Origin of the sequence: Neobacillus paridis (assembly GCF_016765675.1) — a bacterium.
GTDB lineage: Bacteria > Bacillota > Bacilli > Bacillales > Cytobacillaceae > Neobacillus > Neobacillus paridis.
In genome coordinates this window covers 1-25362 of sequence record NZ_JAESWB010000326.1, presented here as the reverse complement: position 1 = coordinate 25362, position 25362 = coordinate 1, and the positions used below count along the sequence as shown (strand labels likewise).

21 protein-coding genes and 1 pseudogene are annotated in these 25362 nt (G+C 41.7%); 19 read left to right on the top strand and 3 right to left on the bottom strand.

Going from position 1 to position 25362, the window contains the following annotated elements; translation table 11 throughout:
• Nucleotides 1-114: 114 nt before the first annotated feature.
• The 7 genes from JK635_RS19500 (at nucleotide 115) to norA (ending at nucleotide 6677) form a co-directional block, all read left to right on the top strand.
• Complete coding sequence (locus JK635_RS19500; RefSeq protein ID WP_202655611.1) at nucleotides 115-609, top strand: CBO0543 family protein; 495 nt, start codon at nucleotides 115-117, stop codon at nucleotides 607-609.
• Nucleotides 606-1073 carry a CBO0543 family protein gene (locus JK635_RS19495; protein ID WP_202655610.1) on the top strand — a complete coding sequence of 156 codons (468 nt, stop codon included), beginning with the start codon at nucleotides 606-608 and terminating at the stop codon, nucleotides 1071-1073. The genes JK635_RS19500 and JK635_RS19495 overlap by 4 nt, the downstream gene beginning before the upstream one ends.
• Nucleotides 1074-1347: 274 nt before the next feature.
• The gene (locus JK635_RS19490) at nucleotides 1348-1695 is read left to right on the top strand and encodes an ArsR/SmtB family transcription factor (RefSeq protein WP_202655609.1); all 348 of its coding nucleotides are present in this window, start codon (nucleotides 1348-1350) and stop codon (nucleotides 1693-1695) included.
• A 155-nt stretch (nucleotides 1696-1850) separates the two neighbouring features.
• The gene (arsD, locus tag JK635_RS19485; RefSeq protein WP_202655608.1) at nucleotides 1851-2216 is read left to right on the top strand and encodes an arsenite efflux transporter metallochaperone ArsD; all 366 of its coding nucleotides are present in this window, start codon (nucleotides 1851-1853) and stop codon (nucleotides 2214-2216) included.
• Between the two features lie 17 nt (nucleotides 2217-2233).
• Entirely contained in the window at nucleotides 2234-4000 is a 1767-nt protein-coding gene (gene arsA, locus JK635_RS19480) for an arsenical pump-driving ATPase (RefSeq protein ID WP_202655607.1), read from the top strand.
• Nucleotides 4001-4771: 771 nt separating this feature from the next.
• Nucleotides 4772-5206 (top strand): cell wall hydrolase, encoded by a 435-nt coding sequence (locus tag JK635_RS19475; RefSeq protein WP_202655606.1) that lies wholly within the window; start codon nucleotides 4772-4774, stop codon nucleotides 5204-5206.
• 307 nt (nucleotides 5207-5513) lie between these two features.
• Entirely contained in the window at nucleotides 5514-6677 is a 1164-nt protein-coding gene (norA, locus tag JK635_RS19470) for a multidrug efflux MFS transporter NorA (protein WP_202655605.1), read from the top strand.
• A 154-nt stretch (nucleotides 6678-6831) separates the two neighbouring features.
• On the opposite strand, the gene JK635_RS19465 is transcribed toward norA, so the two are convergent.
• Nucleotides 6832-7656, bottom strand: a complete 825-nt coding sequence (locus JK635_RS19465) for a class I SAM-dependent methyltransferase (RefSeq protein ID WP_202655604.1) — start codon at nucleotides 7654-7656, stop codon at nucleotides 6832-6834.
• Between the two features lie 182 nt (nucleotides 7657-7838).
• On the opposite strand from JK635_RS19465, the gene JK635_RS19460 reads away from it, so the two are divergent.
• The 11 genes from JK635_RS19460 to JK635_RS19410 all read left to right on the top strand — a co-directional run bounded on the left by JK635_RS19460 (nucleotide 7839) and on the right by JK635_RS19410 (nucleotide 22055).
• Nucleotides 7839-9128, top strand: a complete 1290-nt coding sequence (locus JK635_RS19460) for a B12-binding domain-containing radical SAM protein (protein ID WP_202655603.1) — start codon at nucleotides 7839-7841, stop codon at nucleotides 9126-9128.
• A 239-nt stretch (nucleotides 9129-9367) separates the two neighbouring features.
• Nucleotides 9368-10960: an amidohydrolase gene (locus tag JK635_RS19455; RefSeq protein ID WP_202655602.1), complete on the top strand. Its 1593-nt coding sequence runs from the start codon at nucleotides 9368-9370 to the stop codon at nucleotides 10958-10960.
• A gap of 179 nt (nucleotides 10961-11139) precedes the next feature.
• On the top strand, nucleotides 11140-12294 hold the full coding sequence (locus JK635_RS19450) for a CaiB/BaiF CoA transferase family protein (RefSeq protein WP_202655601.1): 1155 nt from the start codon (nucleotides 11140-11142) through the stop codon (nucleotides 12292-12294).
• 25 nt (nucleotides 12295-12319) lie between these two features.
• Nucleotides 12320-13459 carry an acyl-CoA dehydrogenase family protein gene (locus JK635_RS19445; RefSeq protein ID WP_202655640.1) on the top strand — a complete coding sequence of 380 codons (1140 nt, stop codon included), beginning with the start codon at nucleotides 12320-12322 and terminating at the stop codon, nucleotides 13457-13459.
• 80 nt (nucleotides 13460-13539) lie between these two features.
• Nucleotides 13540-15183 carry a urocanate hydratase gene (hutU, locus tag JK635_RS19440; RefSeq protein ID WP_202655600.1) on the top strand — a complete coding sequence of 548 codons (1644 nt, stop codon included), beginning with the start codon at nucleotides 13540-13542 and terminating at the stop codon, nucleotides 15181-15183.
• Nucleotides 15184-15224: 41 nt separating this feature from the next.
• Nucleotides 15225-16868 (top strand): helix-turn-helix domain-containing protein, encoded by a 1644-nt coding sequence (locus tag JK635_RS19435; RefSeq protein WP_202655599.1) that lies wholly within the window; start codon nucleotides 15225-15227, stop codon nucleotides 16866-16868.
• Between the two features lie 198 nt (nucleotides 16869-17066).
• Nucleotides 17067-18056, top strand: coding sequence for an ABC transporter substrate-binding protein (locus JK635_RS19430; RefSeq protein WP_202655598.1), 990 nt, complete (start codon nucleotides 17067-17069; stop codon nucleotides 18054-18056).
• A 16-nt stretch (nucleotides 18057-18072) separates the two neighbouring features.
• Nucleotides 18073-18945 (top strand): ABC transporter permease, encoded by an 873-nt coding sequence (locus JK635_RS19425; protein WP_202655597.1) that lies wholly within the window; start codon nucleotides 18073-18075, stop codon nucleotides 18943-18945.
• A gap of 8 nt (nucleotides 18946-18953) precedes the next feature.
• Nucleotides 18954-19748 (top strand): ABC transporter ATP-binding protein, encoded by a 795-nt coding sequence (locus tag JK635_RS19420; protein ID WP_202655596.1) that lies wholly within the window; start codon nucleotides 18954-18956, stop codon nucleotides 19746-19748.
• Nucleotides 19749-19940: 192 nt separating this feature from the next.
• Nucleotides 19941-21050: a histidinol-phosphate transaminase gene (gene hisC, locus JK635_RS19415; protein ID WP_202655595.1), complete on the top strand. Its 1110-nt coding sequence runs from the start codon at nucleotides 19941-19943 to the stop codon at nucleotides 21048-21050.
• 18 nt (nucleotides 21051-21068) lie between these two features.
• Nucleotides 21069-22055 carry a C-terminal binding protein gene (locus JK635_RS19410; protein ID WP_202655594.1) on the top strand — a complete coding sequence of 329 codons (987 nt, stop codon included), beginning with the start codon at nucleotides 21069-21071 and terminating at the stop codon, nucleotides 22053-22055.
• Between the two features lie 242 nt (nucleotides 22056-22297).
• Here JK635_RS19410 and JK635_RS24440 read toward each other — a convergent pair whose 3' ends face one another.
• Nucleotides 22298-23542: an aminopeptidase gene (locus JK635_RS24440; protein WP_235888241.1), complete on the bottom strand. Its 1245-nt coding sequence runs from the start codon at nucleotides 23540-23542 to the stop codon at nucleotides 22298-22300.
• Nucleotides 23543-23845: 303 nt separating this feature from the next.
• Nucleotides 23846-24502 (bottom strand): annotated as a pseudogene (locus tag JK635_RS24810) (alpha/beta hydrolase fold domain-containing protein); the annotation flags it as partial.
• Nucleotides 24503-24773: 271 nt separating this feature from the next.
• Between JK635_RS24810 and JK635_RS19400 the strand changes: the two are divergent.
• On the top strand, nucleotides 24774-25124 hold the full coding sequence (locus JK635_RS19400) for a hypothetical protein (protein WP_202655592.1): 351 nt from the start codon (nucleotides 24774-24776) through the stop codon (nucleotides 25122-25124).
• The last annotated feature ends 238 nt before the right edge of the window (nucleotides 25125-25362 follow it).

The following is a 25362-nucleotide window of genomic DNA, read 5'->3' as shown; positions in this document are numbered from 1 at the left end:
CCGCTTGATTAACTCCCTTATTTTGCTCCCGGTGTTATTGAATATGATTTAAGAAAAAGGAAAATACTTTAATGTTAATAATAGTTTTAATTAGGAGAGGGGGATTTCTGAGGTATGCTGATGGAGCATTTGATCCTGTTAGCCATGTGGCTGTTTGGTTTTATTGCTTTTCTTCTGTTTATTCCACGCAAAGAATGGCGCAAAGGACTGTTGGCATTCTTGATGTCTCAAGCGGTCATTTGGCTTTGTGACATGCCTTCCTTTAAATATGGTTTGTTAAGTGCCCCTGTACGGGAGCTGCCAAAAGCGACTGATCTTCCTCTGACAATTAATTATTTTTTTTATCCAGTATTATTTGCCATATATTACGTCCGTTATCAACCAAAGAGCAGTCTATGGTATAGATTTACCTACTTTTTTGTATGGGCTACTGGCACGACGCTGTTTGATATTATGCTTGAGAGATATACAGATTTATTAGAATATCAATTATTGACGTGGTATGGGATGTGGATTTATATTGGCTTTCTCAATTACGTAAGTCAAGCTTGCTGCAATTGGTTCTACAAGGATGAAGCCTTGTTTCAAACAGACGGGAGGCCCTCATGAGAATAGAATGGTGGATTTTATTAGCGGTGTACGCAGTTGCAACCGGAATTCTTTTCTTCACACCAAAAAATAAAATACGGCTTGCAGTCGTGGCCTTTTTGTTTAAACAGATTATTACCTTCCTTATCGGTTTAGTAGTCGTACAGCTGGGGCTGCTTGAATACCCTATTCGATTTTTTTCCTCTGTCAGTCGGACGAGCTTCACCTATGAGTATTATGCCTTTCCGGTCATCTGTGCCGCCTTTAATGTTTGGTATCCAAACGACCGAAGCAGACTTATTCAAATAGGGTATTATGTTGGATATGCTTCTGTGTTGACAATGGCTGAAGTGGTGATTGAAAAATACACTGATCTCATCAAATACATACATTGGGAATGGTATATTTCTTGGATTTCTATCTGTCTTTCGTTTTATTTAACGCGATCATTTTGCGTCTGGTTTTTTGCCAAGGGGAGAGTTTAATATTGTAATCCCTAACTTCGCTTGAAGCTGATTTTAGTAACCCGATCATTAAAACAAGCCACGGAAAAATCGCATTGGTACAGCGTCAGGCTGCAAAGATTTGTGTTAAATTCCAGGAAATGATAGGGAAAATTCTTTTATGGCAATGAAAAAGAATTGGGAGGCGTACTGTTGTTACGTTCTCCCATTTTTAAGTCTTGAAATCCATTGAATATTTTTCTATTATATAAGTAAATAATTATTTATTTATGTTGCTTGAGAAGAGGTGTATACCATGGAAAAATCTTTGGTGGAAATAGAACATGCCGCAAATATGTTGAAATTATTAGGTGATAAAACACGCTTAACGATTGTGGCCATGTTAAAACAACGACAATGCTGTGTCTGTGAATTTCAGGAGGTCTTTGACATGAGCCAGCCATCGATAAGCCAGCATCTCCGTAAATTAAAAGATGCAGGGATGGTTAAGGAAGAACGAAGGGGCCAATGGATTTACTATTCCCTAAATGAGAATAGTGAACTATATGGACTTATGGAAGATATTTTAGAGCATGTTCCTGAACAGACAGAGAAAATCAAACAAATTGAAAAAAGCAATCCAACGCTTCGTTGTGGCTGTTAAGCGGTTTTCCTGCGTGTCCGTGACGAAATTGAAGATCGGGTAAAACGCTTTGGCGAAACGGGTAAGTAATTAAATAGCTGAGTGATTCAATACTCATGGCTTTGATTATTGATTTCATATAAGTAAATACTTATATAATTATAGGAGGGACAGTAATGAGTAAAGTAGAGATTTTTGACCCGGCATTATGTTGCCCAACAGGTGTATGCGGTCCAAATGTTAATCCAGAGTTAACGAGAGTAGCAACGGCCATCTTTTTATTGGAGAAGAGAGGATATGACATTAAACGATATAACCTGGGAACAGAACCAGGAATATTTGTTGAGAACGAGGAGGTAAATAAAATCCTTCATGAAAAGGGCCCAGATTCACTTCCGGTTACTTTGGTTGAGGGAAAAACAGCAAAAATTGGAGCCTACCCAACCAATGAAGAATTTGCTGAATGGTTTGGGGTAAAAGTAGAGGAACTTGCCGAAAAGCCAAAACCACGTCTGACCATTGATTTAAAACCATCAAAATAAGAGAGAAGTGGGAAATCATGTTTCAATCCTTCAATCTGAAAGTGATTGCGGATACAAAGTTCATATTTTTTACAGGAAAAGGCGGCGTCGGGAAAACTTCAACCGCCTGTGCAACAGCTGTAGGCTTAGCGGACGAAGGAAACAGAGTTTTGCTTGTTAGTACAGATCCTGCCTCAAATTTACAGGATGTTCTGGAAGTGGAGTTAACGAATGCTCCAATAGCAATACCCAATGTCCCTAACCTTTATGCTTGTAATCTTGATCCGGAGGAAGCTGCAAGGGCTTACCGGGACAGAATCATCGGGCCCTATCGCGGAAAACTTCCTGATACAGTAGTGGCGACCATGGAGGAGCAATTATCAGGTGCTTGTACGGTTGAAATTGCGGCATTTGATGAATTTACCAACTTACTTGCAGACCCAAGAGTTGTAAATGTTTATGATCATATCATTTTTGATACAGCTCCAACTGGGCATACACTTCGCCTATTGCAATTACCAACAGCCTGGAGTGGCTTTTTGGACGAAAGTACCCATGGTGCCTCATGCCTCGGTCCGCTTTCAGGATTATCCGAAAAGAAGGAAATCTATGCGGAAACCATGAGGGCACTTTCTGATCCAGCAAAGACAACGTTGATTCTTGTTGCCAGACCTGATGAGTCATCTCTACTTGAAGCCAGTCGAGCAGCTAAGGAATTAAAAGAAATTGGCATTTCCAATCAAACTTTGATCATCAATGGGCTAATGCAGTCGTATCTGTCTGATGATCAACTTTCTGCATCAGTTTATCAGCGGCAGCAGCATGCAATAAGACAAACACCTGCCGACTTAAAGCAAATGGTCAAATATTCCTTGCCATTTGTATCATATTCCTTAACAGGCGTTCAAAGTCTACGGCATTTATTTAAACAGGATACGCTGCCGGTTGCAGAAGCAAAGATGGACGAAAAGAAAATATCTTTACCAGGCCTAAATCAAGTGATTGAGGATTTTTCTGCCAACAATAAGAGAGTTATTTTTACAATGGGTAAGGGTGGTGTTGGTAAGACCACGATCGCAGCTGCCATTGCTGTAGGGCTAGTAGAAAAAGGCCATAAAGTGCACCTAACGACAACAGACCCTGCTGCCCATTTAGAGTTTGTTTTTCAAAATAGCGAATTCAATGACCGTTTGACCATCAGTCGAATTGATCCAAAAGAGGAAGTTGCGGCTTACAGGTCTGAAGTGCTATCTAAAGTTAGCGGTGACCTGGATGAAGAAGCACTTGCCTATATTGAAGAGGATTTAAACTCTCCTTGTACAGAGGAAATCGCCGTTTTTCGTGCTTTTGCGGAAGTTGTTGCTAGTTCAAAGGATGCCATTGTGGTGATTGATACTGCCCCAACTGGCCACACCCTTCTCCTTTTGGATGCCGCTCAAGCCTATCATAAAGAGCTTGCCCGTTCAACAGGGGATATTCCAGAGAGTGCCAAGCATTTGCTGCCTCGTTTAAGAAACCCGAAGGAAACGAGTGTGGTGATCGTTACCCTAGCCGAAGCGACCCCGGTTTTAGAGGCCGGTCGTTTGCAGGACGATTTAAAACGTGCAAATATTATTCCTCAATGGTGGGTGATTAACCAGAGTCTGAACGCTGCCGAAACAAATGATCCTGTATTAAAAGGAAGAGCTAATGCAGAAGTTGCATGGATCCGGAAAGTGACTGCGGAATTGGCTGAAAAGAGTGCAATAGTCCCTTTAATGAGCGAAGAGAATAGAGGATATGAACAATTAAAACTTTATCTATGATAAGAACCAAGTGATATAATGAAGTTAATTTTTAGAAAGGCGATGGAAAAATGATAATCACAGATCAAGCTCGTGATGTATTAAAGCAATTGTTTCAACAATACAATGCTGAAAATATCCGTGTTTATTTTGCAGGCTTTGGCTGAGCAGAGCCAAAAGTAGGACTGGCTCTGGAGGAGCCGACTAAGAATGATCAAGTAGTGGCCATTAATGAAATAACGGTAGCAATTGATCCAGATATTGAGCCCTATACGGAGAATCTCACCCTTGATTTTAATCAAGAGGCCAATGGACTCGTGTTATTAGGTAATGAAAGTAATTGTTGTTAAAAGGTTAATATTAAAGGGAGTTGGGTTATTACAAACAACTTCCCTTTTTTAAAAGATAAGGGAGTATAAATTTTCGACTTTGAGAATTGTCCAGCTCCAGCGCCTAGCGGCTAGTGTCCTTCGCTCTCCGCCCTACGATAAGTCAACAAAGCAGCTTCTATGAAAAAACATCATGTAGCTTTGCGACGAGCTGAACATTCTCTTCTTCGAATTGACTTTGGCGCAGGAGCATCGTGTTTCCTTTATCTCAGTTGGAGCGCTCCACAAGGAAGGCTTCGACAGCATTTGCATCGCACGAAGGAAAAGCGATAGCTTTTTTGAGGAGGCCATACGCCGCTGATCAAGGCGCTTGCGCTTTTCTAAGTCCAAGGATAATGTTTTAACCGAACCCGTTAACATATTGAAGGCTTTTAATCATACATTTAAATCAGAGGTGAAAAAGATGCCGAGAGCAAAATATAGATCTTCTGATGTTGATTTGATGGCAAGGATGATGCGAGCTGAAGCCGAAGGTGAAGGAAAAATGGGAATGTTGCTTGTTGGAAATGTAATTGTGAATCGTGTAAAGGCTAATTGTTTAGACTTTAAAGGGTTACGGACAATTCCACAGGTAATTTTTCAAGTACAAGGAGGAAACTATTCCTTTGAAGCAGTTCAAAAGGGGAATGTATTTTACCAGGCTGCGAGAAGTTCTGAGAGAAGACTGGCCAAACAAACCTTAGATTATTGGAGGAATTTCCCGGCTAAACATGCCTTATGGTATTTTAATCCCCATGCCCCATGTCCACCAACATGGTACGATCAACCATTTGCAGGACAATATAAACAGCATTGTTATTATGAGCCAGTGGAATGTCCTGGTGCTTATAGTTGGTAAAAAATAGTGAACTTCATCACTATATTATTGATCTTTGAAAATTATGGTAGCAGGTGTTCTTCTTTGGAAGGAATCATAATACGCAACGCCCAATCCAAGTTCCGGGGTTGGGTGTTTTTTTTGGAAAAATTGTCTCCGCAAGAAAGTACTCTATCAGCAAGTAGATTAGCAGAGCGCAAGTAAAGCATGGCCATCCGCAAGTAAAAGGCGATGATCCGCAAAAAAATAACTGTATTGTTCGGGAGGTAAAAGGTATGAAATTATCTTAGTATTGCTTTATAATGGTTATCTGGAGGAGTAGAACCATATGAAAAAAAACATGGCATTAGTCATTGTATTGATGAACCTATTGATCGCTTTTTTGGGAATCGGCCTTGTTATTCCGGTTACCCCTGCGATAATGAATGAACTACATATAACCGGGTCTGTTGTCGGCTATATGGTCGCGGCCTTTGCGCTGACGCAGCTGTTTGTGTCTCCAATAGCAGGCCGCTGGGTAGACCGCTTCGGACGGAAAAATATCATTATTATTGGATTGGTCATTTTTGGACTTTCGGAGTATTTATTCGGAATCGGCAAAACAGTGGAAGTTCTGTTTGTCTCGCGCATGCTCGGCGGTGTCAGTGCAGCCTTTATCATGCCGGGGGTAACGGCTTTTATTGCTGATATTACCACATTGGATACAAGGGCAAAAGCGCTTGGCTATATGTCGGCGGCTATTTCAGCAGGTTTTATTCTAGGGCCGGGGCTTGGCGGCTTTTTGGGGGAAATTGGAACCCGCTTGCCGTTTTTCTTTGCCGCCGGCCTTGGATTATTTGCCGGGATTTTATCTTTTCTTTTACTTCATGAGCCGGAACGAAATACTGAAAATGAGCAAGTGGCCAAACAAAGAACAGGGTTTCGCCGGATTTTTGCACCGATGTACTTTATTGCTTTTATGGTCATTTTCATCTCACAGTTTGGTCTAGCTTCTTTTGAATCGTTATTCTCCCTTTTTGTCGATCATAAATTTGCCTTTACGCCAAAGGACATTGCCATCATTATAGCAGGCAGCGGCATTTTCGGAGCCATTTTTCAAATTGTCTTTTTTGGCCCCCTGATAAAATGGCTGGGTGAGATTCGCTTAATCCTTTATTGTTTTATTTTTTCAACAGTTCTGGTGTTTTTAACAACCGTGGTCAACACCTATGCAACGATTCTGCTTGTTACCACCACTGTGTTTGTTGGCTTTGACCTAATGCGGCCGGCGGTTACAACGTATTTATCAAGGATTGCCGGAAACGAACAGGGGTTTGTTGGCGGGATGAATTCGATGTTTACAAGTATTGGCAACGTGATTGGCCCGATCATAGGCGGGATTTTGTTCGATGTCAATCTTAATTATCCCTTTTATTTTGCTACGGTGATGTTGGTGGTGGGCGTTGGAATCACACTCGCCTGGAAAGAGCCGGAATACGACACAGCGAAATAATCGTAATGGAAGCGGCTGCCCCAATCGGTAATTGTGATGGAAAAAACAAACTGCTTAAATCATATTTTCGGATCAATGGGATGGAAATGAATCTTTAGAAATAAGAGTGACTAATCTTCTTAAAATAGAGGTTAGTCTCTCTTATCTTTGATTTTTAGTGTGCACAGAGAATGAAACTATTTAATGACTGCTCATTTCCAGTTGAGGTATTCATCAATTCATAATAACTGTTGACCAATGTTTGAATCATTGGTAAAGCATGGCTAAATTGTTGGCGAATACTATTGGCGTAACTCTTTTCCCATTGCCCATCCTGCAAATACGTTGCATCAACTACAAGTTGTTTTTCAATTTGAAAGTCTGCTTGTTTCAACAGCTGTTTTATCTGGGTTTTATCAAATAAATTTTGGATATTTCCATCATTATTTATAAAGTTTGAATATAACGCCAGAATCGAAGCCGCACAAAAATGAGCACGCTGCGCCATGCTGGTAAAGTCAAGATCCCATTCTGCAAAGCATAGACGTTTAGTCATGCCCCGCAGTTTTTTAAAATAATGCAGTACATCCTCCGGTCTCTTAAAATACCATGAGCAATGTGAGAGGACCGCCATGTCAAATAGTGCAGTCGATTCAAATTTGTCAAAATCGGTTTCGAATTGGAAGGAGATACGTTTTCCTAGTGCGGAGTTCATAATTCGATCAGCAGATTGGCCTAATGTCAGCGGTGCACCATAATCAGGGCTGGCTATATCAATTGCCGTAACAAAGCCATTTTCTCCCACTGCATCTGCTATTGCAACGGTAGTATCGCCTTGACCGCAGCCAATTTCCAATACATGCATTCCTGTTTGAATCGCAAATGCTTCTACTAAACTTAAACGATGCTGCAATTGAACCCGTTGAATTACATCGTCTTCAAATAGTTTATAGTTCGCTAAAAAGGCTGCTGTTTTTTCATTAAGCTGAAAAGATGTCATCAGAGTCCCTCCTAAATGATGGGTAGGTAAGTCAGCCACGCTCCTACTAAGGGTTATAAACATATTTTTAATAAGACTATCATATTTACCGCCGTTGTCCCAACCTATATGGAAGATAGATTTTTTGTTAGGTCACGATACATAACAATCTGAGATATTTCAATAGTGAAGAGTGATGCAGAGTGAAAAAGAAATTATTGATGATTACTCCGGAGAATCAAGAAATCAATCGCTTTAGAAAAAGGCAATTTAATAACTTTGTCCAGATTACCATGCCGTATCTGGCCGCCTTTGTTGACCAGGAAAAATATCTCGTAACCTTAGTGGATGAGTACAACCAAAAGATCCCCTTTGACCGGCATTTTGACTTAGTAGCGATCACCGTGAATACTTCAAACGCTGCCCACTGTTATCGAATGTCGGAAAAATTCAGGGAAATGGGAGCAAAGGTTGTCTTTGGCGGACCGCATGTCACCCTTTTACCGGACGAAGCAATGGAGCATTGTGATTATCTGATTGTTGGCGAGGCAGAACAAACTTGGCCACAGTTTCTTTCGGAATTTTACAATGGCGAATGTGAGAAAAAGCTCTATCAGATGGGTGAGATCCCTTTCTTGGCTGGAATTCCAATTCCAAGGCGGGATTTAATTCATAAGCGATTCTTTACAAAAGGTGCGGTCATTTCCTCAAGAGGCTGCCCTTATCATTGCGCGTACTGCAACCTTAAACAAATTTATTATGATTCGTTCAGAACACGGCCGATTGCTGAAGTAATTGAAGATATTCGCCAAATGAAGAGCAAATATTTTGTTTTTTGGGATGATAACTTTTTTGGTGACATCAGGTATGCTAAAGCACTGATGAAAGAGTTGAAGGGCTTAAACAAGCGCTGGGCTGCCCAGGTGACGCTGGAGCGGTGCCGTGATCAGGAACTATTGCAGCTTGCCAAAGAATCCGGCTGTATTTATTTCTTTGTCGGAATTGAGTCCTTTTCCGAGGAAAGCCTGCAAAGTGTGAACAAGCGGATCAACAATGTTGCAAAGTATGAGCAGCTCATTGGCGATATTCACAGGCACGGCATTTCAGTGCAGGCGGGAATCATTTTTGGTTTTGATACAGATAACCGCGATGTTTTTAAGAAAACACTGGATGCCTGCAATCACCTTGGCATTGATGGGGTAACCGTCAGCATTCTGACACCGTTACCCAAAACCCCGGTTTATGAACAGTATAAAAGAGAAGGAAGGCTTTTGACAGACGACTGGAGTGCATATAACGGAAAAACAAGAGTTGCCTATCAACCGAAACAAATGACTGCTGAAGAACTATTCGAAGGATATATGTGGTTTAGGAAGGAATTTTACTCCTGGAAATCGATATGTAAGAGAATGAAAGTATCACGGGTCAATTTGCTTCATAACTTACTCGTAAATTTGGGCTATAAAATCAGCATTAAAGGAACCTATAAATAAATATATCTTAAAATTGATTCCTGTCAGCATTCCATTATTATCGATTATAATAGACATAGATCTTGTTATTCTTCTGCTGTGTCTTATTTTCATCTATAATCTTTGGAATTTGGAAAAAGGTAGCTGGGCACTTTGGTCCTGTTAAGGCAAGGAAAAGAGATTGAATAAGCTGGGCCGTTGAATGTGTGCTGGTTTTTCAGCTGATTTAAGGAAACTATTGCGGTGAGGGGATCATTTTAATGAAACAACTGTGGTATGGTGGAACCATTTACACGATGGAAAAAGAAAATGAAACGGTTGAAGCTGTTCTGGTTAGGAATGATAGAATCCTAGCGGTCGGCTCGTTTGCTGAGCTTCATGTCCAGGCAGATGAGTGCATCAATTTGCAAGGTACGGTCATGTACCCGGGGTTCGTTGACAGCCATCTTCATCTGATTTTTCAAGGAGAAAAGTTACTTCGGCTCGACTTAACAAAAGCCCGTTCGGCGGAAGAGATGTTAGCGATGGTCAAGGAGGCAGCGGAGACAACACCTGCTGATCAATGGCTGTTTGGCGAAGGCTGGAATGAAAATAATTTTCCTGATAAGCGAATTCCAACCATGGCTGAACTTGATGCGATTCGAAAAGGACCGATCCTTTTAACTAGGGTTTGTCATCATGTTGTTCTTGGAAATACAGCGGCGCTGCAGGCAGGCGGAATAACGGAAACAAGTAAGGCACCTGCCGGAGGGGAGATCGGCCGGGATCCCGCTGGAAAGTTAAATGGGCTTTTATATGAAAAAGCCTCAGACCTCGTGACCAATGCGATTCCCCGGGGAGGAGAAGCCTATATTGATTCTTTGGCAGCGGAGCTAAGCCTTGCGGTTGAGCAGATGCTGTCGGTCGGCTTAACAGGTGCCCATACGGAAGATATGTCCTATTTCGGCGATTTTCATAATCCGCTGACGGCCTTTCACCGTGTTATTGGTGAGAAACATCATTTCCGTGTAAACCTGCTTCGACACTATACTGTTTTTGAAAAAATGATGCAGGCGAATCTTGACTTTGACGCGCCATTTATTGAGCCGGGAGCGATGAAAATTTTCACGGATGGGTCATTAGGCGGTTCAACCGCTGCGTTATCCAAGTCGTATGCCGATCAGCCGGGCCATAACGGGCTGCTGGTGCAAACTGATGAACAGCTGGAGGAGCTTGTCAAGCTTGCCCGTAAATATGATGAAGTGGTTGCCGTACATATGATTGGTGATGCCGGGGCGGAACAAATTCTCAATGTGATTGAGCAGTATCCGGCGCCAAGCGGCAAACGTGACCGCTTAATCCACGCCTGTGTTCTGCGTGAAGATTTAATCGAACGGATGGCGAAATTGCCGGTAGTTGTCGATGTGCAGCCAGCGTTTGTTCCATCTGATTTTCCTTGGGTCATTGACCGCCTTGGCGAAGAACGTTTGGAATATGCTTATCCTTGGAAGACCTTATTAGATCATGGCATTATGTGTGCCGCAGGAACGGATGCCCCAATCGAGGATTTTAATCCGATTGCTTCGATCTATGCTGCGGTAGAGCGGAAAAGGCCTTATGCCGCGCATGAAGGATATGTGCCGAAGGAAAAAATCTCCCGGTTTGATGCCATTCGCATGTATACGGTCGGCAGTGCCCAGGCTATTTGTAAAGAGCACGAGCGCGGGCTGATTAAACCCGGTTACGCTGCCGACTTCTCGATTTTTGACCGTGATCTATTTGCCGGCACCTCAGAGGATATGCTAAAAGCCCAAGCGGTAAAAACGGTGGTTGCGGGACGGACGGTTTATGATAGAACAGAACAAAAATACTGATAGAAATAACAAACTAACTCAACCCAGTTATTATTTGGGTTGAGTTTTTTGTTTCATGTGCACTTTTTTTAGAAAATTCTTAAAAAAGTGCACAAAAAAGTAAGATATTACACTTGTTACGAAATGTCATCCATATGAAAATTACTATTAATAGTTAGGAAAAAGGAAGGAGAATCGTCGTGCAACGTCCACTTGAGCATATTAAAGTGTTAGATTTTACCAGAGTGTTGGCTGGTCCCTACTGTACGATGCTGTTGGCGGATATGGGAGCGGAAGTAATAAAAATTGAAAAGCCGGGTACAGGGGATGATACAAGGGGGTTTGGGCCTTATCAAAATAATGAGAGCGGTTACTTTATGTTTTTAAACAGAGGAAAGAAAAGTATTGAACTAAACCTGAAGAGTAATGAATCGATAGAACTCCTTAAGGAGCTTATAAAAGAAGCTGATGTCGTAATTGAAAACTTTCGTCCGGGGGTAATGAAAAAACTTGGTTTAGATTATGAGAATTTAAAGCAACTCAATCCCGGAATTATCTATGCTTCTATCTCCGGGTTTGGTCAGTATGGTCCCTATAGCGCCCGGCCGGCCTATGATCTCGTTGCCCAGGCAATGGGCGGGTTGGCCAGTATTACCGGTCATCCGCAGCAACCACCAACCCGAGTTGGATCCTCCCTAGGTGATATGAGTGCAGCTTTGTATACGGCCTATGGAATTATGGTTGCCCTATTTCACCGGCAGAGAACAGGTGAGGGTCAATGTATTGATGTGGCAATGGTAGATTCTATTTTCTCCTTATTAGAAAGCAATGTTATGCGCTATACGATTGAAGGGATAGTACCAGAAAGAATTGGCAGCCGTCATCCAATTAGTTCACCTTTCGATATTTTTAAGGCCCAAGACGGGTACATTGTGATTGCGGTGGCAAATGATTCTCTTTTTAAACGATTATGTTCCATTATGGGTCGTCCAGAGCTGGAACAGGATGAACGGTTCTGTAAGGATGCGTTACGAACAAAACATGTGGATGAGCTTAAACTTATCATTGAAGATTGGCTCCGGGCTTATACCGTCGAGGAAGCAGTTGAAATGATGAATAATGGCGGTGTTCCAAGCTCACCAATATTAAATATTCAAGAGATTTGTGAAGATGATCATATTGCTGTTCGCGAAATGCTTGTTGAATTAGAACATCCAATTGCCGGGAAAACAAAAATCCTTGGAAATCCTGTAAAGTTTTCCAAGACACCGGCAATTATCAATAAGCCGAGCCCTTCACTTGGTGAACATACAGATGAAATTCTCAGCAAATACAGGAAGCAAGGCATCATTTAATACAATGGAAAAAGGGGGAATAACGGTGCATTTTGAATTAACAGAGGAACAAAGAAGCATTCGCCAAATGGTGCGGGAATTTAGCAGGGAGGTTTTACAACCCAAAGCGGCTGAATTAGATAGGGATAATCGCTTTCCAACAGAACACATACCCAGGTTAGCGGAATTAGGGTTAATGGGGATTGCCTATCCGGAAAAGGATGGCGGAGTAGGGGCCGATTCGATTGCAGAGGCAATCGCTGTTGAAGAAATCACTTATGCATGTGCGGCAACTGGCTCTATTCTTACAGCCCACTACTTGGGAATTGATGGCCTATACTTAGCGGCCAATGAAAAACAGCGAAAAAAATATTTAGTTCCTGGTTGTGCTGGCGAAAAGTTATTTGCTTTCTGTTTAACAGAGCCTAATGGGGGGACTGACGTTTCCTCCATGAAGACGAATGCTAAACTTGTAGGGGATGAATATATCATAAACGGTTCAAAAATATTCATTACCAATGCTGTATATGCCGATACATATGTGGTATATGCAAAGACCGAGCAAGAAAAAGGTTCGAAGGGAATTAGCGCATTTATTGTTGAAAAAGGAACACCGGGATTATCATTTGGGGCTGGAGACGACAAGATGGGTATTCGCGGGGCCAGGACCAATGAAGTTATTTTTGAAAATTGCCGAATTCCCAAGGGGAATCTTGTTGGAAAGGAAGGCGACGGATTCAAAATTGCCATGACGGTTGTTGACCGCGGGCGGATTGGGATTGCTTCCATGGCCATTGGACTTGCCCAAGCTGCATTAGATTCAGCCATTTCTTATTCAAAAGAGCGGATCGCATTCAGCCAACCAATATCGCAATTCCAAGGGCTTCAATGGATGCTTGCCGAAATGGCGGCAGAGCTGGAAGTAGGCCGGTTATACACGTATTATGCTGCCAGCCTTAAAGATAAAAAAGGGTACAGACTATCAAAAGAAGCCTCTATTGCAAAATTATTTACCTCCGAGATATCGAACCGTATCGTTCATAAAGCTGTTCAAATCCATGGTGGATATGGCTACATGAAAGAATATCCAGTCGAGCGCTTTTACCGTGATCAACGGATTTTGGAAATTTTTGAAGGCACCTCTCAAGTACAAAAAATGGTCATTGCCAGTCATCTCTTAAAATAAAGTCGAATGAAGGAAAATGAAAAGTTTTTAGTGAATTAATAAGTTATCCGTGTTGTTTTAGTTTTAAAGGGAGCGATTTTATGTTTCAAACCATACAGTCACCGACCGGCAATGAATTAAATTGTAAGAATTGGGAAACGGAAGCATTGTTACGGTTATTTCTGAACAGTCTTGACCCTCGTGTAGCCGAAAATAGTAAAGAATTAATTGTTTATGGCAGCCGAGGAAAGGCTGCTAGAAACAAGCGGGCGTTTGAGGTAATCATCCGTGAACTAAAACAGTTAGAGGATAACCAAACGCTATTGATTCAATCAGGAAAGCCGGTTGCGACATTTCAAACTTCTTCATTTGCTCCACGTGTTATATCTTCTACTGCAATGGTTGTACCAAAATGGGCAAACGATGAGTATTTTACCAAGCTTGAAAAAAAGGGATTAACAATGTATGGGCAATCAACTGCTGCATCATGGGCCTATATTGGAGTTCAAGGCGTATTACAAGCAACGTTTGAAACGATGAGTGAAATCGCCAATCGATATTTTAATCGTTCCTTAAAAGGAAAGCTTGTTCTAACCTCAGGACTGGGAGGAATGGGTTCAGCCCAGCCCTTATCGGTAACCATGAACGGTGGTGTTTGTATTGTTGTCGAGGTTGATGAAGCAAAAATAACCAAACGATTAGTTAATAATTATTGTGATGTGAAAGTTCATACACTTGATGAAGCTTTGAAGCTGGCAAACGAAGCGATTGAGGCAGAAAGACCGCTTGCCATTGCTCTGAATGGCAATGCAGCAGATATATATTGTGAAATACTCAATAAAGATGTGACTCCTGATATCGTGACCGATCAAACAGCTGTTCATGACTTATTAAATGGGTATATACCCAGTGGCTTGTCATTAGAGCAAGCCAATTTCCTCCGAAAAAGAAAACCTGAGAAGTACTTACAAATGGCCGAGGAAACGCTAATTGCTCATGTGGATGCCATGTGTAAGCTGCAGCATAGAGGTGCTGTTGTGTTTGACTATGGAAACAATATTCGTGGTCAGGCCTATAAAGCCGGCTATGAAAAAGCTTTTTCGTTTCCAGGCTTTGTATCGGAATATTTGCGCCCACTTTATTGTGAAGGCCGAGGACCATGCCGCTGGATTGCTCTTTCCGGAAATCCGGGAGACATATATAAATTGGACGAAGTGATCCTATCTACTTTTCGAAGTGACGAAAGAATTTGCCGCTGGATTAACTATGTACAGGAGAAAATATATTTTTATGGATTGCCGGCGAGGACCTGCTGGCTTGATTATCAGGAGCGTAGCCAGATAGGCGAACTAATTAATAGCATGGTTGCAAAAGGTGAATTATCAGCTCCAATTGCGATTACCCGGGACCATTCAGAAGGCAGCACCATGGCGGCACCTGGCAGGGAAACGGAAGGGATGCCGGATGGCAGTGACGCGATCGCCGATTGGCCGATTTTAAATGCGATGTTAAATGCCGTGTCGGGGGCAACCATGGTAAGTATCCAGCAAGGAGGCGGTGTCGGGATAGGAAACTCCATTCATTCAGGGATGACAGCGGTAGCAGATGGAAGTTTAATGGCTTTAAAAAAGTTAAAAACCTTACTCACGATTGACCCGGGGTTAAATATTATCAGACATGCTGATGCCGGCTATATTAAAGCGATCAATAAAGCACAGGATCTGGGCTTGAAAAAACCTTTATAACATATTCGCTCACTTCTTATGTATTGAAAGGTTGGGATGAAATGAACTTTAGGGTTTTCATTGTTTCTGAAGATGCAAGTCTTTTAGCGCAGATGGCCAGTGTAAATGAGCTGCTTCATTCTCCATTTTCAATAAAAAAAATTGATTCCTTTTTTTTGAATAATAGTATGAATCATTTGGATGACAAAGCAGCAGTGGTATTTTTTGATATAGACCATCTCTCTATTAAAGAACAAAATCTCGTTATAGGGGCGATAAAGGAACAAAGAAACCTCCATTTTGTTATTCTGAAAGAGCATTTTGAACATGAAGAGATTAGAGGCTTTTTTAAAAATGGTGTTTTTGACTGTTTAAAAAAGCCTGTAAATGAAGAAGCCATATACCAACTTTTCCTGGAAATCATTAAGGAGGAGCGTAATTATTCCTATTCCAGACCGGACGACAAAAATGAACTTTTACAAAACGATCTAAAAAGAAGTTTGGCCTATGATTTAATTTTTGGCAATGTTAAACACTCCAAGAAAGTATGGAATCAAAGTCAATTAGCCGGATTATCAAATATTCCAAATACATGTATGACTATTTGTATCGATAACTTTAAGCGGCTAATCGAAAATAAAAGTGAGTCATGGGGGCAGTCAATAAGAGAAGGAGTCATTAAGTCTGTCCATCAATATTTTGAAGACAATCAAGTGGAAGATTGGGTGGTTATCATTAATGGGGCAGAAATAGTCAATGTACTTCTTTCGCTGCCTGTACAGAATAATAGTATGGAGTTTAAAACAATCTCATCCAATTATGCTCAGAAAATAAGGAAAATGATCCAGAAAAATACCGGATATTCAGTTACTATTGGTGTCGGCAATTATTATGAAGATGCGAGAAATCTTCATTTATCCTATAAAGAATCGTTGCAGGCACTGGCAAATAAGTTTTTTAACGGGAGTAATACAGTCATCCATTATGAGGATGTTGAGCCGTTTTCTAATGAACTGGATTTACTTCAAATGCAAGAAGCAACGGTTATGGCCAATCAGCTGACCATAGGGGACTTTGAAGGGGTTAAACATAGTTTAGACATTGTTATAAGGAAGATCGCATCAAAGAGAAAGATAAACCCAAATTTGTTTAAATTGCAAACGTTGGATTTGCTTTCTACTCTGGCTCATGCGGCTATTGATGGGGGAGCACACCTGAAGGAAGTATTAACGACGCAGCTAAAGTTTGCTAAAGAATTGCTTGTCCTGGAAAACCTTGAACAAATCTGCCAATGGTTCTATGAAGTGGTTCATCAGTTCTTAAATCAGATCATCAGTAATCATAATGAAACGATGTTAAAGTCCGTTCAAAAAGCACTGCTATATATTAATTCCCATTATACAGAAGAAATCTCATTAGAAAGTGTATCCAAACAGGTTCACTTAAGCCCGAATTATTTTAGTAATATTTTCAAAAAGACAACTGGTTCCTCCTTTATTGAATACCTTACCCATTTACGAATGGACAAGGCAAAATCAATGTTAATGGATTTGAACCGCACTATTTATCAAATTTCGGAAGATGTAGGCTACCGTAATTCCCGCTATTTTGGCCGGGTATTTAAAGCATATATGGGCATGACCCCCAGTGAATTTAGAAACTCCATGTTAGTAACCAATGTATCGAATAAAGTGAAAACAAGTTAGCTGGAAGCATGCGTAAAGAGTATAGGTATCGTTATAAATAACCGAATATTTTTAATATATTTTTTAGTCTGAGTTTTGTGTTGGTAAAAGCTATGAAAGGAGTTGGTAGGAAAAGGTTCTCGCCATGCATCTGTATAAGATCAATAAATTATTTTAGGAAAATATTTTAAAAATTGGAGAGTAATAGGGGGAAAGCAAATGAAAAAGTTAATAATTTCTGTTTTGCTTCTTGTTATGGTCATTGCTACTGGATGTTCCAATAATACAGCGAAAAAAAGTAATAGTGAATCTGTTGATAAGTTTGCGATTGCCGTGTCTACATGGATAGGGTACGCACCGCTGTATATCGCAAAGGAAAAGGGCTTCTTCAAAAAGAATGGCATTGAAGTTGATTTGATGAAGATGGAGAGCGTTTCCGACCGCAGGAGTTCAATGGCCGCTAATCGTATTCAGGGCTTTGCTACCACTGTAGATTCCCATGTTGTTACGGCAGCAAGTGACCTCCCTGTTGTACAAGTGTTAGCGCTGGATGACTCCTATGGAGGAGATGGAATTGTCGCCAAGAAAGAGATTCGAAGTTTGAAAGATTTGGTTGGAAAAACGGTTGCTGTTCAGACTGACGGCGGAGCAAGCTTTTTCTGGTTCCTCTACCAATTAGAGCAGGAGGGAATCAACTATAAAGATATCAAGACACAAAATATGACAGCCGGTGATGCCGGGGCAGCATTTGTTGCAAATAAGGTCGATGCAGCTGTTACCTGGGAGCCGTGGTTAAGTAAAGCAAAAGAAACATCCTTTGGAAGTGTTCTTACATCCAGCGATCAAACTCCTGGAGTTATTGCTGACACAATCGGGCTGCGTAAAGATTTTGTTGATAAAAATCCAAAGGCGGTAAAAGCGTTAGTGAAATCTTGGTATGAAGCACTGGATTACATTGAAACTGATCATAAAGATGCCATCAGTATCATGGCCAAGGCGATGGGCCAGACAAGTGCCGAACTTGAGGAGTCGTTAAAAGGCGTACGCTTCTACGATCAAGAAAAGAATAAAGAATATTTCGGGACCAAAGAAAAGCCAGGAAAATTAATGGAATTGACGAAATTAAGCTCCAAGCTGTGGAGTGAGCTAAAAATCATCGATAAGGAACCAAATACTGATGAGTTAGTTGATTATTCATTCATTCAATAATGAAGGGGGAGATCCTATGGAAAAGGTGGCCAAAAAGCAGGGAATTGCCGAACAGGCACCTCTGCTGCAATTGCAAAGCCAACAGAATGGAACACCTAAACGAAGAAAGTGGCTGCAGCCGCAGGAAAATATTCCATATCATTTATATCTCTGGATTAGCGTATCCAGCATCGTTATTTTATTCGCGATCTGGTCATTGCTGACGTACAGCGGAATCGTAGACCCACTATTTCTTCCAACCCCGACGGAGATTATTCAATCAGGCATCACCCTGTTTACCGAATTTGGCTTTATCAATGATATTGCTATTACGATCTATCGGGTTTTTGCCGGTTTTTTAATTGCCGTAGTCATTGGGCTGCCGCTGGGTATTTTAATGGGAACGTTTAAAGTAGTGGAGGCATTTTTTGAACCAATTATTTCGTCCATTCGCTACATGCCTGCTTCTGCCTTTATTCCCCTGTTTATCCTCTGGATTGGGGTAGGAGAAATGGAGAAAATCACGATTATTTTCGTTGGAACTTTCTTTTCACTTGTCCTGATGACAGCGGTGGAAGTCTCGAATGTCCGCAGAGAGCTTTTAGAGGCAGCGTATACATTAGGAACTTCCACCTTTGGAGTATTGCGCTCGGTCATTCTCCCGGCAGCAATCCCCGGGATTATGGAGACGATTCGGCTTATCCTTGGCTGGGCCTGGTCTTATATCATTGTTGCAGAACTGGTTGCCTCGGCATCGGGAATCGGAAGCTTGATTCTGGAATCACAGCGAATGCTGAAAACAAGCAATATCATATTTGGTATTTTGACCATTGGGGCGTTAGGGTTGCTATCTGATTTAATCTTAAAAGTAGCCATCCGAAAAATGTTCCCTTGGAATTATGGAAGGTGATGATGTCGATGTCGAATCCGAAGGTACGTATTGATAATGTTGTCAAAGTCTTCTCCGGCAGCCGCAAGCATGCTCAAGTCCTAGCCGTTGATCATGTCAGCTTGGACATTATGACGAATGAATTTATCACCATCCTTGGTCCGTCCGGCTGTGGTAAATCGACACTTCTCCGGATTGTCGCTGGACTTGAAGAGCAATCATCCGGTCATGTCTATCTCGATGGTCAAGAGGTTCATGGACCTTCTTCCAATCGGGGAATGGTGTTTCAGGCTTACTCTTTGTTTCCGTGGCTTACGGTGGAGGAAAATATTCAATTCGGCCTGAAAAATAAAGGCGTCATTGCTGCTAGACGGAAAGAGATTGCCAAGGAATATGTTGAGCTGGTGAGACTAACAGGTTTTGAGAAACATTATCCAAAGCAGCTGTCAGGCGGGATGCAGCAGAGGGTGGCAATTGCCAGAGCCCTGGCGAATGACCCGGAGATTTTGTTACTCGATGAGCCGTTCGGGGCGCTAGATAATCAGACAAGGACGCTGATGCAGGAACTTCTGCTGGAAATCTGGGAGAAATCAAACAAGACCATTCTTTTTATTACGCACGACGTCGAGGAATCCATATTCCTTGCTAACCGAGTAATTGTCATGACATCTCGACCAGGGAGAATAAAAGCGGATATTCCAATCGAATTGGAGCATCCACGTCCTTATAATATAAAAACAACGCCTCGTTTCCTCGAATATAAAGAACAGTTAACAGAGCTGATTCGCGAGGAAAGCTTAAAGGCGATGCAGGAAGCAAAATAAAAACATTTGCTTTTTTCTATGGGACGAAACCAGCTTGAGAACTCGTGAAACTGTCCCATAGAAGATCGCTATCTGACCTCTAAAGCAGAAAAACTAAATTTGAGGGCAAATGAACGAACGATATGCAAAATACAATCCAAAAATCAGCGGGCAGAAGAGGCGTCGCTGATTTTTTGAAGGGGAGAAGGAAAAATGGCTCAAGATCAGTGGCGCAGAAGTATAAGGCAGCTCAAGGAATACATTCCCGGTAAAGCAATTGAAGAAGTGAAACGGGAATTGGGATTAGATAAAATCATTCGTCTGGCTTCGAATGAAAACCCGTTTGGACCATCGCCCAAGGCAGTTCAGGCGATGCAAGCTGCAGTAGCCGATAGTCAGTTATATCCGGAATCTACCGGCAGGGAAGTGAGAGAAAAACTAGCAAACTTATATCAACTTGCTCTCGACCAATTATTAATAGCCAACGGCGGTGATAATGTTATTAGTTTAATAGGAACGGCCTATATCAATCCGGGTGATGAAGTGATTTATTGTACGCCGACATTTCCGGCATATAGAACAACTACCCTGCTGATGGAGGGAATTCCCGTTGAGGTACCGATGACCCAGGATTATACCTATAATCTTGAGGGGATTCTAGCAGCCATCACTGAAAATACGAAACTAATTTTTGTCTGCAATCCTAATAATCCAACTGGAACTATCGTGGAGAACGCCGATTTTGAAGCATTCCTTCAGCAACTGCCACCCCATGTTATCGTGGTTCTTGATGAAGCCTATGTGGAGTTTATTGCTCGTGAGGGTTATCGAAACGGCATTGATTTTTTAAAGGATGGCTATCCCGTCATCTGCATTCGGACTTTTTCCAAGTTGTATGGTTTAGCAGGGACAAGAATTGGTTATGCCGTCGGCAGTAAGGAACATCTAAAGCCGATTTGTGCTGTAAGAGAGCCGTTTGCCGCTAATCGAATAGCCCAGGCCGGAGCTTTGGCCGCCCTTGATGATACAGAATATAAGTCAAAAAGCATTAGGGAAAATCGCTTTGAAGCTGTAAAGCTAATCAAAGAGCTTCGCGGGCTTGGCTTTGATGTCAATGATACACATGCCAATTTCCTGTTTGTTGACGTCAAGGAAAATGTAAGTAAGGTTAGTGAGGTATTATTACACGATGGGATCATCATTCGACCATGCACGGCTTGGGGGTTAAAAACACATGCACGGATAACCATTGGAACCTCCGAACAAAATGAACGTTTGTTGCAGTCATTACGGAAGATCAGCGCTAAGTTAGCAAAATCTTAGGGAAAAGAGGGATTACGAGTGAAGGATGGAAAGTTTTTAGTATGGATACTGGATGATGAATGGAAAAACCATGACATAGAAAAGGAGATCTTCGCTCAACAGGGGTTTGAGGTGAAGGTTACTCGGTCCGATACATTGGAAAAGGACGTACCTGTCTATGCCGCATTTGCCGACGGTGTGGTTGCCCAGGTTGGCTTTCCTTGTAAAGCTGAACTGATTGATAAGCTGGATGTGTGTAAGGTCATTGCCATTTCCGGTGTTGGCTTTAATCATGTCGATATCGAGGAAGCCACGAAACGTGGAATGGTTGTTTCAAATGTTCCCGACTATTGTTCTGAAGAGGTCTCTGATCATACGGTAACATTAATGCTGGCCATTACGCGCCGGATCGCGGCGTTTAACCAAAAGGTGAAGGAAGGCAAATGGGATCCGCTGGATACATTGCCAATCCACCGTTTCAATCAGAACACGGTAGGATTACTGGGATTTGGCCGAATTGCCCGAATGGTAGCAACAAAACTAAAGGCATTCGGCGTCCGTATTATCGCCCATGATGAATACGTTTCTGAGGAGGTTTTCAGTTCTCATGGCGTGGAACCTGTTTCTCTGGATGAGCTTTTACGACAATCCAATATATTAAGCCTTCATGTTCCACTTACACCAGAAACGGAAAACCTGCTTAATTACGGGCGGCTGAAACAGCTGCCAAAAGGAGCTTTTATTGTTAATACATGCCGCGGTGCCGTCATTGACGAGGAAGCTCTCGAGAGGGCTATTAAAGAAGGGCATATAGCAGGAGCAGGGCTAGATGTACTCGCACAGGAACCACCGGAATTGCACCATCCGCTTTTGTCGATGAAGGAAGTTTTCATCACACCGCACTCTTCTTATGTTTCGGAAGAATCATTAGCAGAATTAAAACGAAGAACCTGCCAGATTATTATCGATGGAGTAAAAGGTATCCCACTAAATTATTCATTAAACCAGCCTGATGTAATAATCTAAAAGGTGAAAAATTGCCCGAAAGGTCCTTATGAAGTGTTTATGAGGACAACTCCAGTAGAAAAAGTTCCGTCTAAGTTCTCATGAAGCGTTTATGAGAACGATTAGACCTCGCCGGCACCGCTTTCTGTTCTCATGAAGCGTTTATGAAGACAATCCGCAGAAAAAAAGAGCCAGCCCAGTTCTCATGAAGTGTGGAATAACCACATGGCGACAGGGCCGGCTCAGTTCTCCCAATACTATTGTTAGATTGCCCAGTCTCCGTTGCGGAAGATTGGAACAACCGTACCGTCTTGTTTGATTCCGTCGATATTCATTTTGTCAGAGCCAATCATGAAGTCGACGTGAACCGTAGATGTATTCATACCGTGTTTTAATAATTCTTCTTCGCTCATTTTTGTCCCGCCTTGGATGGTCGTTGGATATGCTGCCCCGATCGCTAAGTGATTGGAGGCATTCTCGTCAAATAACGTGTTAAAGAAAATGATCCCCGATTGTGAAATTGGCGATGGGTCCGGAACAAGAGCGACTTCCCCGAGGCCGGTTCCGCCTTCGTTGTCAAACACCAGCTTCTTAATCGCTTCATCCCCCTTTTCAGCAGAAATATCGACGATTTTGCCATCTTTAAAATGCACTTCAATGCCTTCGATCAAGGTCCCAGCGTAGCTTAATGGTTTTGTACTGCGAACAACGCCTTCCATGCGATGCGTATCAGGAGCGGTAAATACCTCCTCTGTTGGCATGTTGGCAATAAACTCTTCACCTTTTGGATTTAAACTTCCGGCACTTGCCCAAATATGGTTCTTTGGCAGTCCTAAGGTTAAATCTGTGCCTGGTGCTGTATAATGCAAGGCATCAAACTGAATTTCATTTAATTTCGTTGCTTTTTCATCCAAGGTATTTTTGTGTTCATCCCAGGCGGCAATAGGATCATCTTCATAGACACGGCAGGTTTTAAAAATTTGATCCCATAACGCATCCACTTGTTCCTCCGATGTTTTCAGGTCTGGGAACACTGAAGCGGCCCAGCCGGCTCCGGCAGCCGCAGCAACCGTCCATTTTAAATCATCATTTTGGGTCGCCACCCGCTGCGCTTTGAACGCCTTGCCGGCTACCTTTTGATAAGCCGCGACCTTAGCAGGGTCGGCTTCATTCAGTAGGCCGGGATCACTAGAGACGATCGATAGCCTGCTGACGCGATGATTTAATACATGATCTTCGGATTCTTGGATTTCATAATCGGGAATGTCCGTCAGCACTTCTGTCGGCTGATGCAAGTAATGCAGTTTCGTAATTTCATCATCAGACCATTTGACGATGACTTTTTCCGCACCTAAGGCATAAGCCTCTTTGGTGATAAGCCGTGCTAAAGGTGCCTGATCAACGTTAATCGTCATTTTTACCCAATCTCCGGGCTGAACATTAATTCCTTTCGCCACTAAAAGCTTTGCGTATTTTTGTAGGTTTTCTTCAAAGTTTGGCAGTACCATTTTTTTACCTCCAGCAATTTTGGGTTTATTATTATAGTAACATAATTTACCGAAAAGTAATTCCTTTTTGAATCTTTTGCTGAAATCATCCTTTTTTAACTCTGAATTATGCGTTTCTAAAAACTTCACCACTGCCTGAGTCATGTTTTTCGCCTCTTCTGATCCGTTTTTCCCCCCTAACAGTTTTGTAATTTCGTGGTGTGTCAATGTTTTGCTTGTAAATGTTTGTAACGTGTTGCCAGAGTTTTTTGCTATTTTTAAAAATGAGGAAGTAGATTTATTATTGGGCCCAACCAGCAGCATCGGCGGTAAATTTCGCTGGGCAACATAGGTAATCGGCGACGCCTCACGCCAAACTTGCTGATCGTCACCAAATACTTGCTTGTATTTTTTATTTTTCGGGATATAATTCATGAGATCGACCGGTCCATCTAGGTTTACGACAGAATTCACTATTTCCGGAGGAAGACCCGCCCGATTTAAAAAGTTAGGTTTTGTTCCAATCAGCATGACCAAATGGCCGCCTGCAGAATGCCCCATCAAATTTATTTTCCTTTTGTCAATATGATAAGGTCCGGCGTGAAGGTAAATCCATTTAATCGCTGATGCAATATCTTTTGCCATTTCCTCATATGTTACTTGAGGGGCGAGACGATAATTAACGGATACAAATACATAGCCTTTATTGGTAAAAAAGGCAGGTTTTGCCGCAACATTGCTTTTATCCCCCCTCATCCAACCACCGCCATGGACATAAATAATGGCCGGAGAATTCTTGTTGATAGTAGGTGTGTAGATGTCCAAAGTTTGCCCTGGTTTGTCACCATATTTAAGGTTTAACTGCTTAGATTCTTTTCCTTTAGAGGGCTGATAGAAAAACAATGTCGTTATCGTCAAAATAAGCAATAATGAAAAAATACGAAAAAGCCTTGCCCTCCTTTTAAAAAAATGCTTCAACATCATCACCCTTCTTTTCCAATGTCAAATATAGAATGTCCTTTATTATGGAAAATTATTGAATAAATTAGGGAGGAATAGCTAGCTTATGCTTCCTTTAAAGGTGGATAACTTTTGGCTGATACTTGCATTGATTTAGAATGAGAAAAAATATGAAGAGGGAACTGAGTATGATTTTTTTCAGTAAAAAAGAGTGTTACAATTACATTGATTGTCCCATTCTTTTTTTAAAATGAGTCCAAAAGTTAATATCATATGTAAAGGGGAACTTTATATGACAGCACCAGTAAAACCTGTGATTACGTTTGATGAGCTGGAAAAGGTTGATATTCGTGTCGGCACAATTAAATTAGTCGAAGACGTTGAAAACTCGAGAAAGTTAATTAAATTGACGGTGGATTTTGGCGATTTTACCAGAACGATTTTAACCGGAATGAAGGGTGAAAGAGAAAATCCGAAGGAAATTGAAGGACAGCAGGCGTTATTTGTCGTTAACCTAGCACCACGAAAAATGGCAGGCGAGCTTTCTGAAGGAATGCTTTTTGATATCGGCTATGCGGATGGCATTGTCCCTGTATTGGCACAACCCGAAAAGCCGGTTCCGAATGGGACGAGATTGGGATAAATTTTGGCGGGTGCCCCGTCTCATAAAGTGAATAATTCAAGGAAAAAAGGCCTCTATTGATGTAAATAATTAAACAATAGAGGCCTTTTCGTTTAGGGGATTATTTGTAAAAGTCAAGTCCTTGTTTATGTGTAAATTCACTGGCAAGTGCTTTCAACCTAGCCCTCTTATTTTTTTAGCGAAACTTCCATGGATTTTTTACTTCATATCCGGTAAGGGATGTCAAATGGTTTTTAAT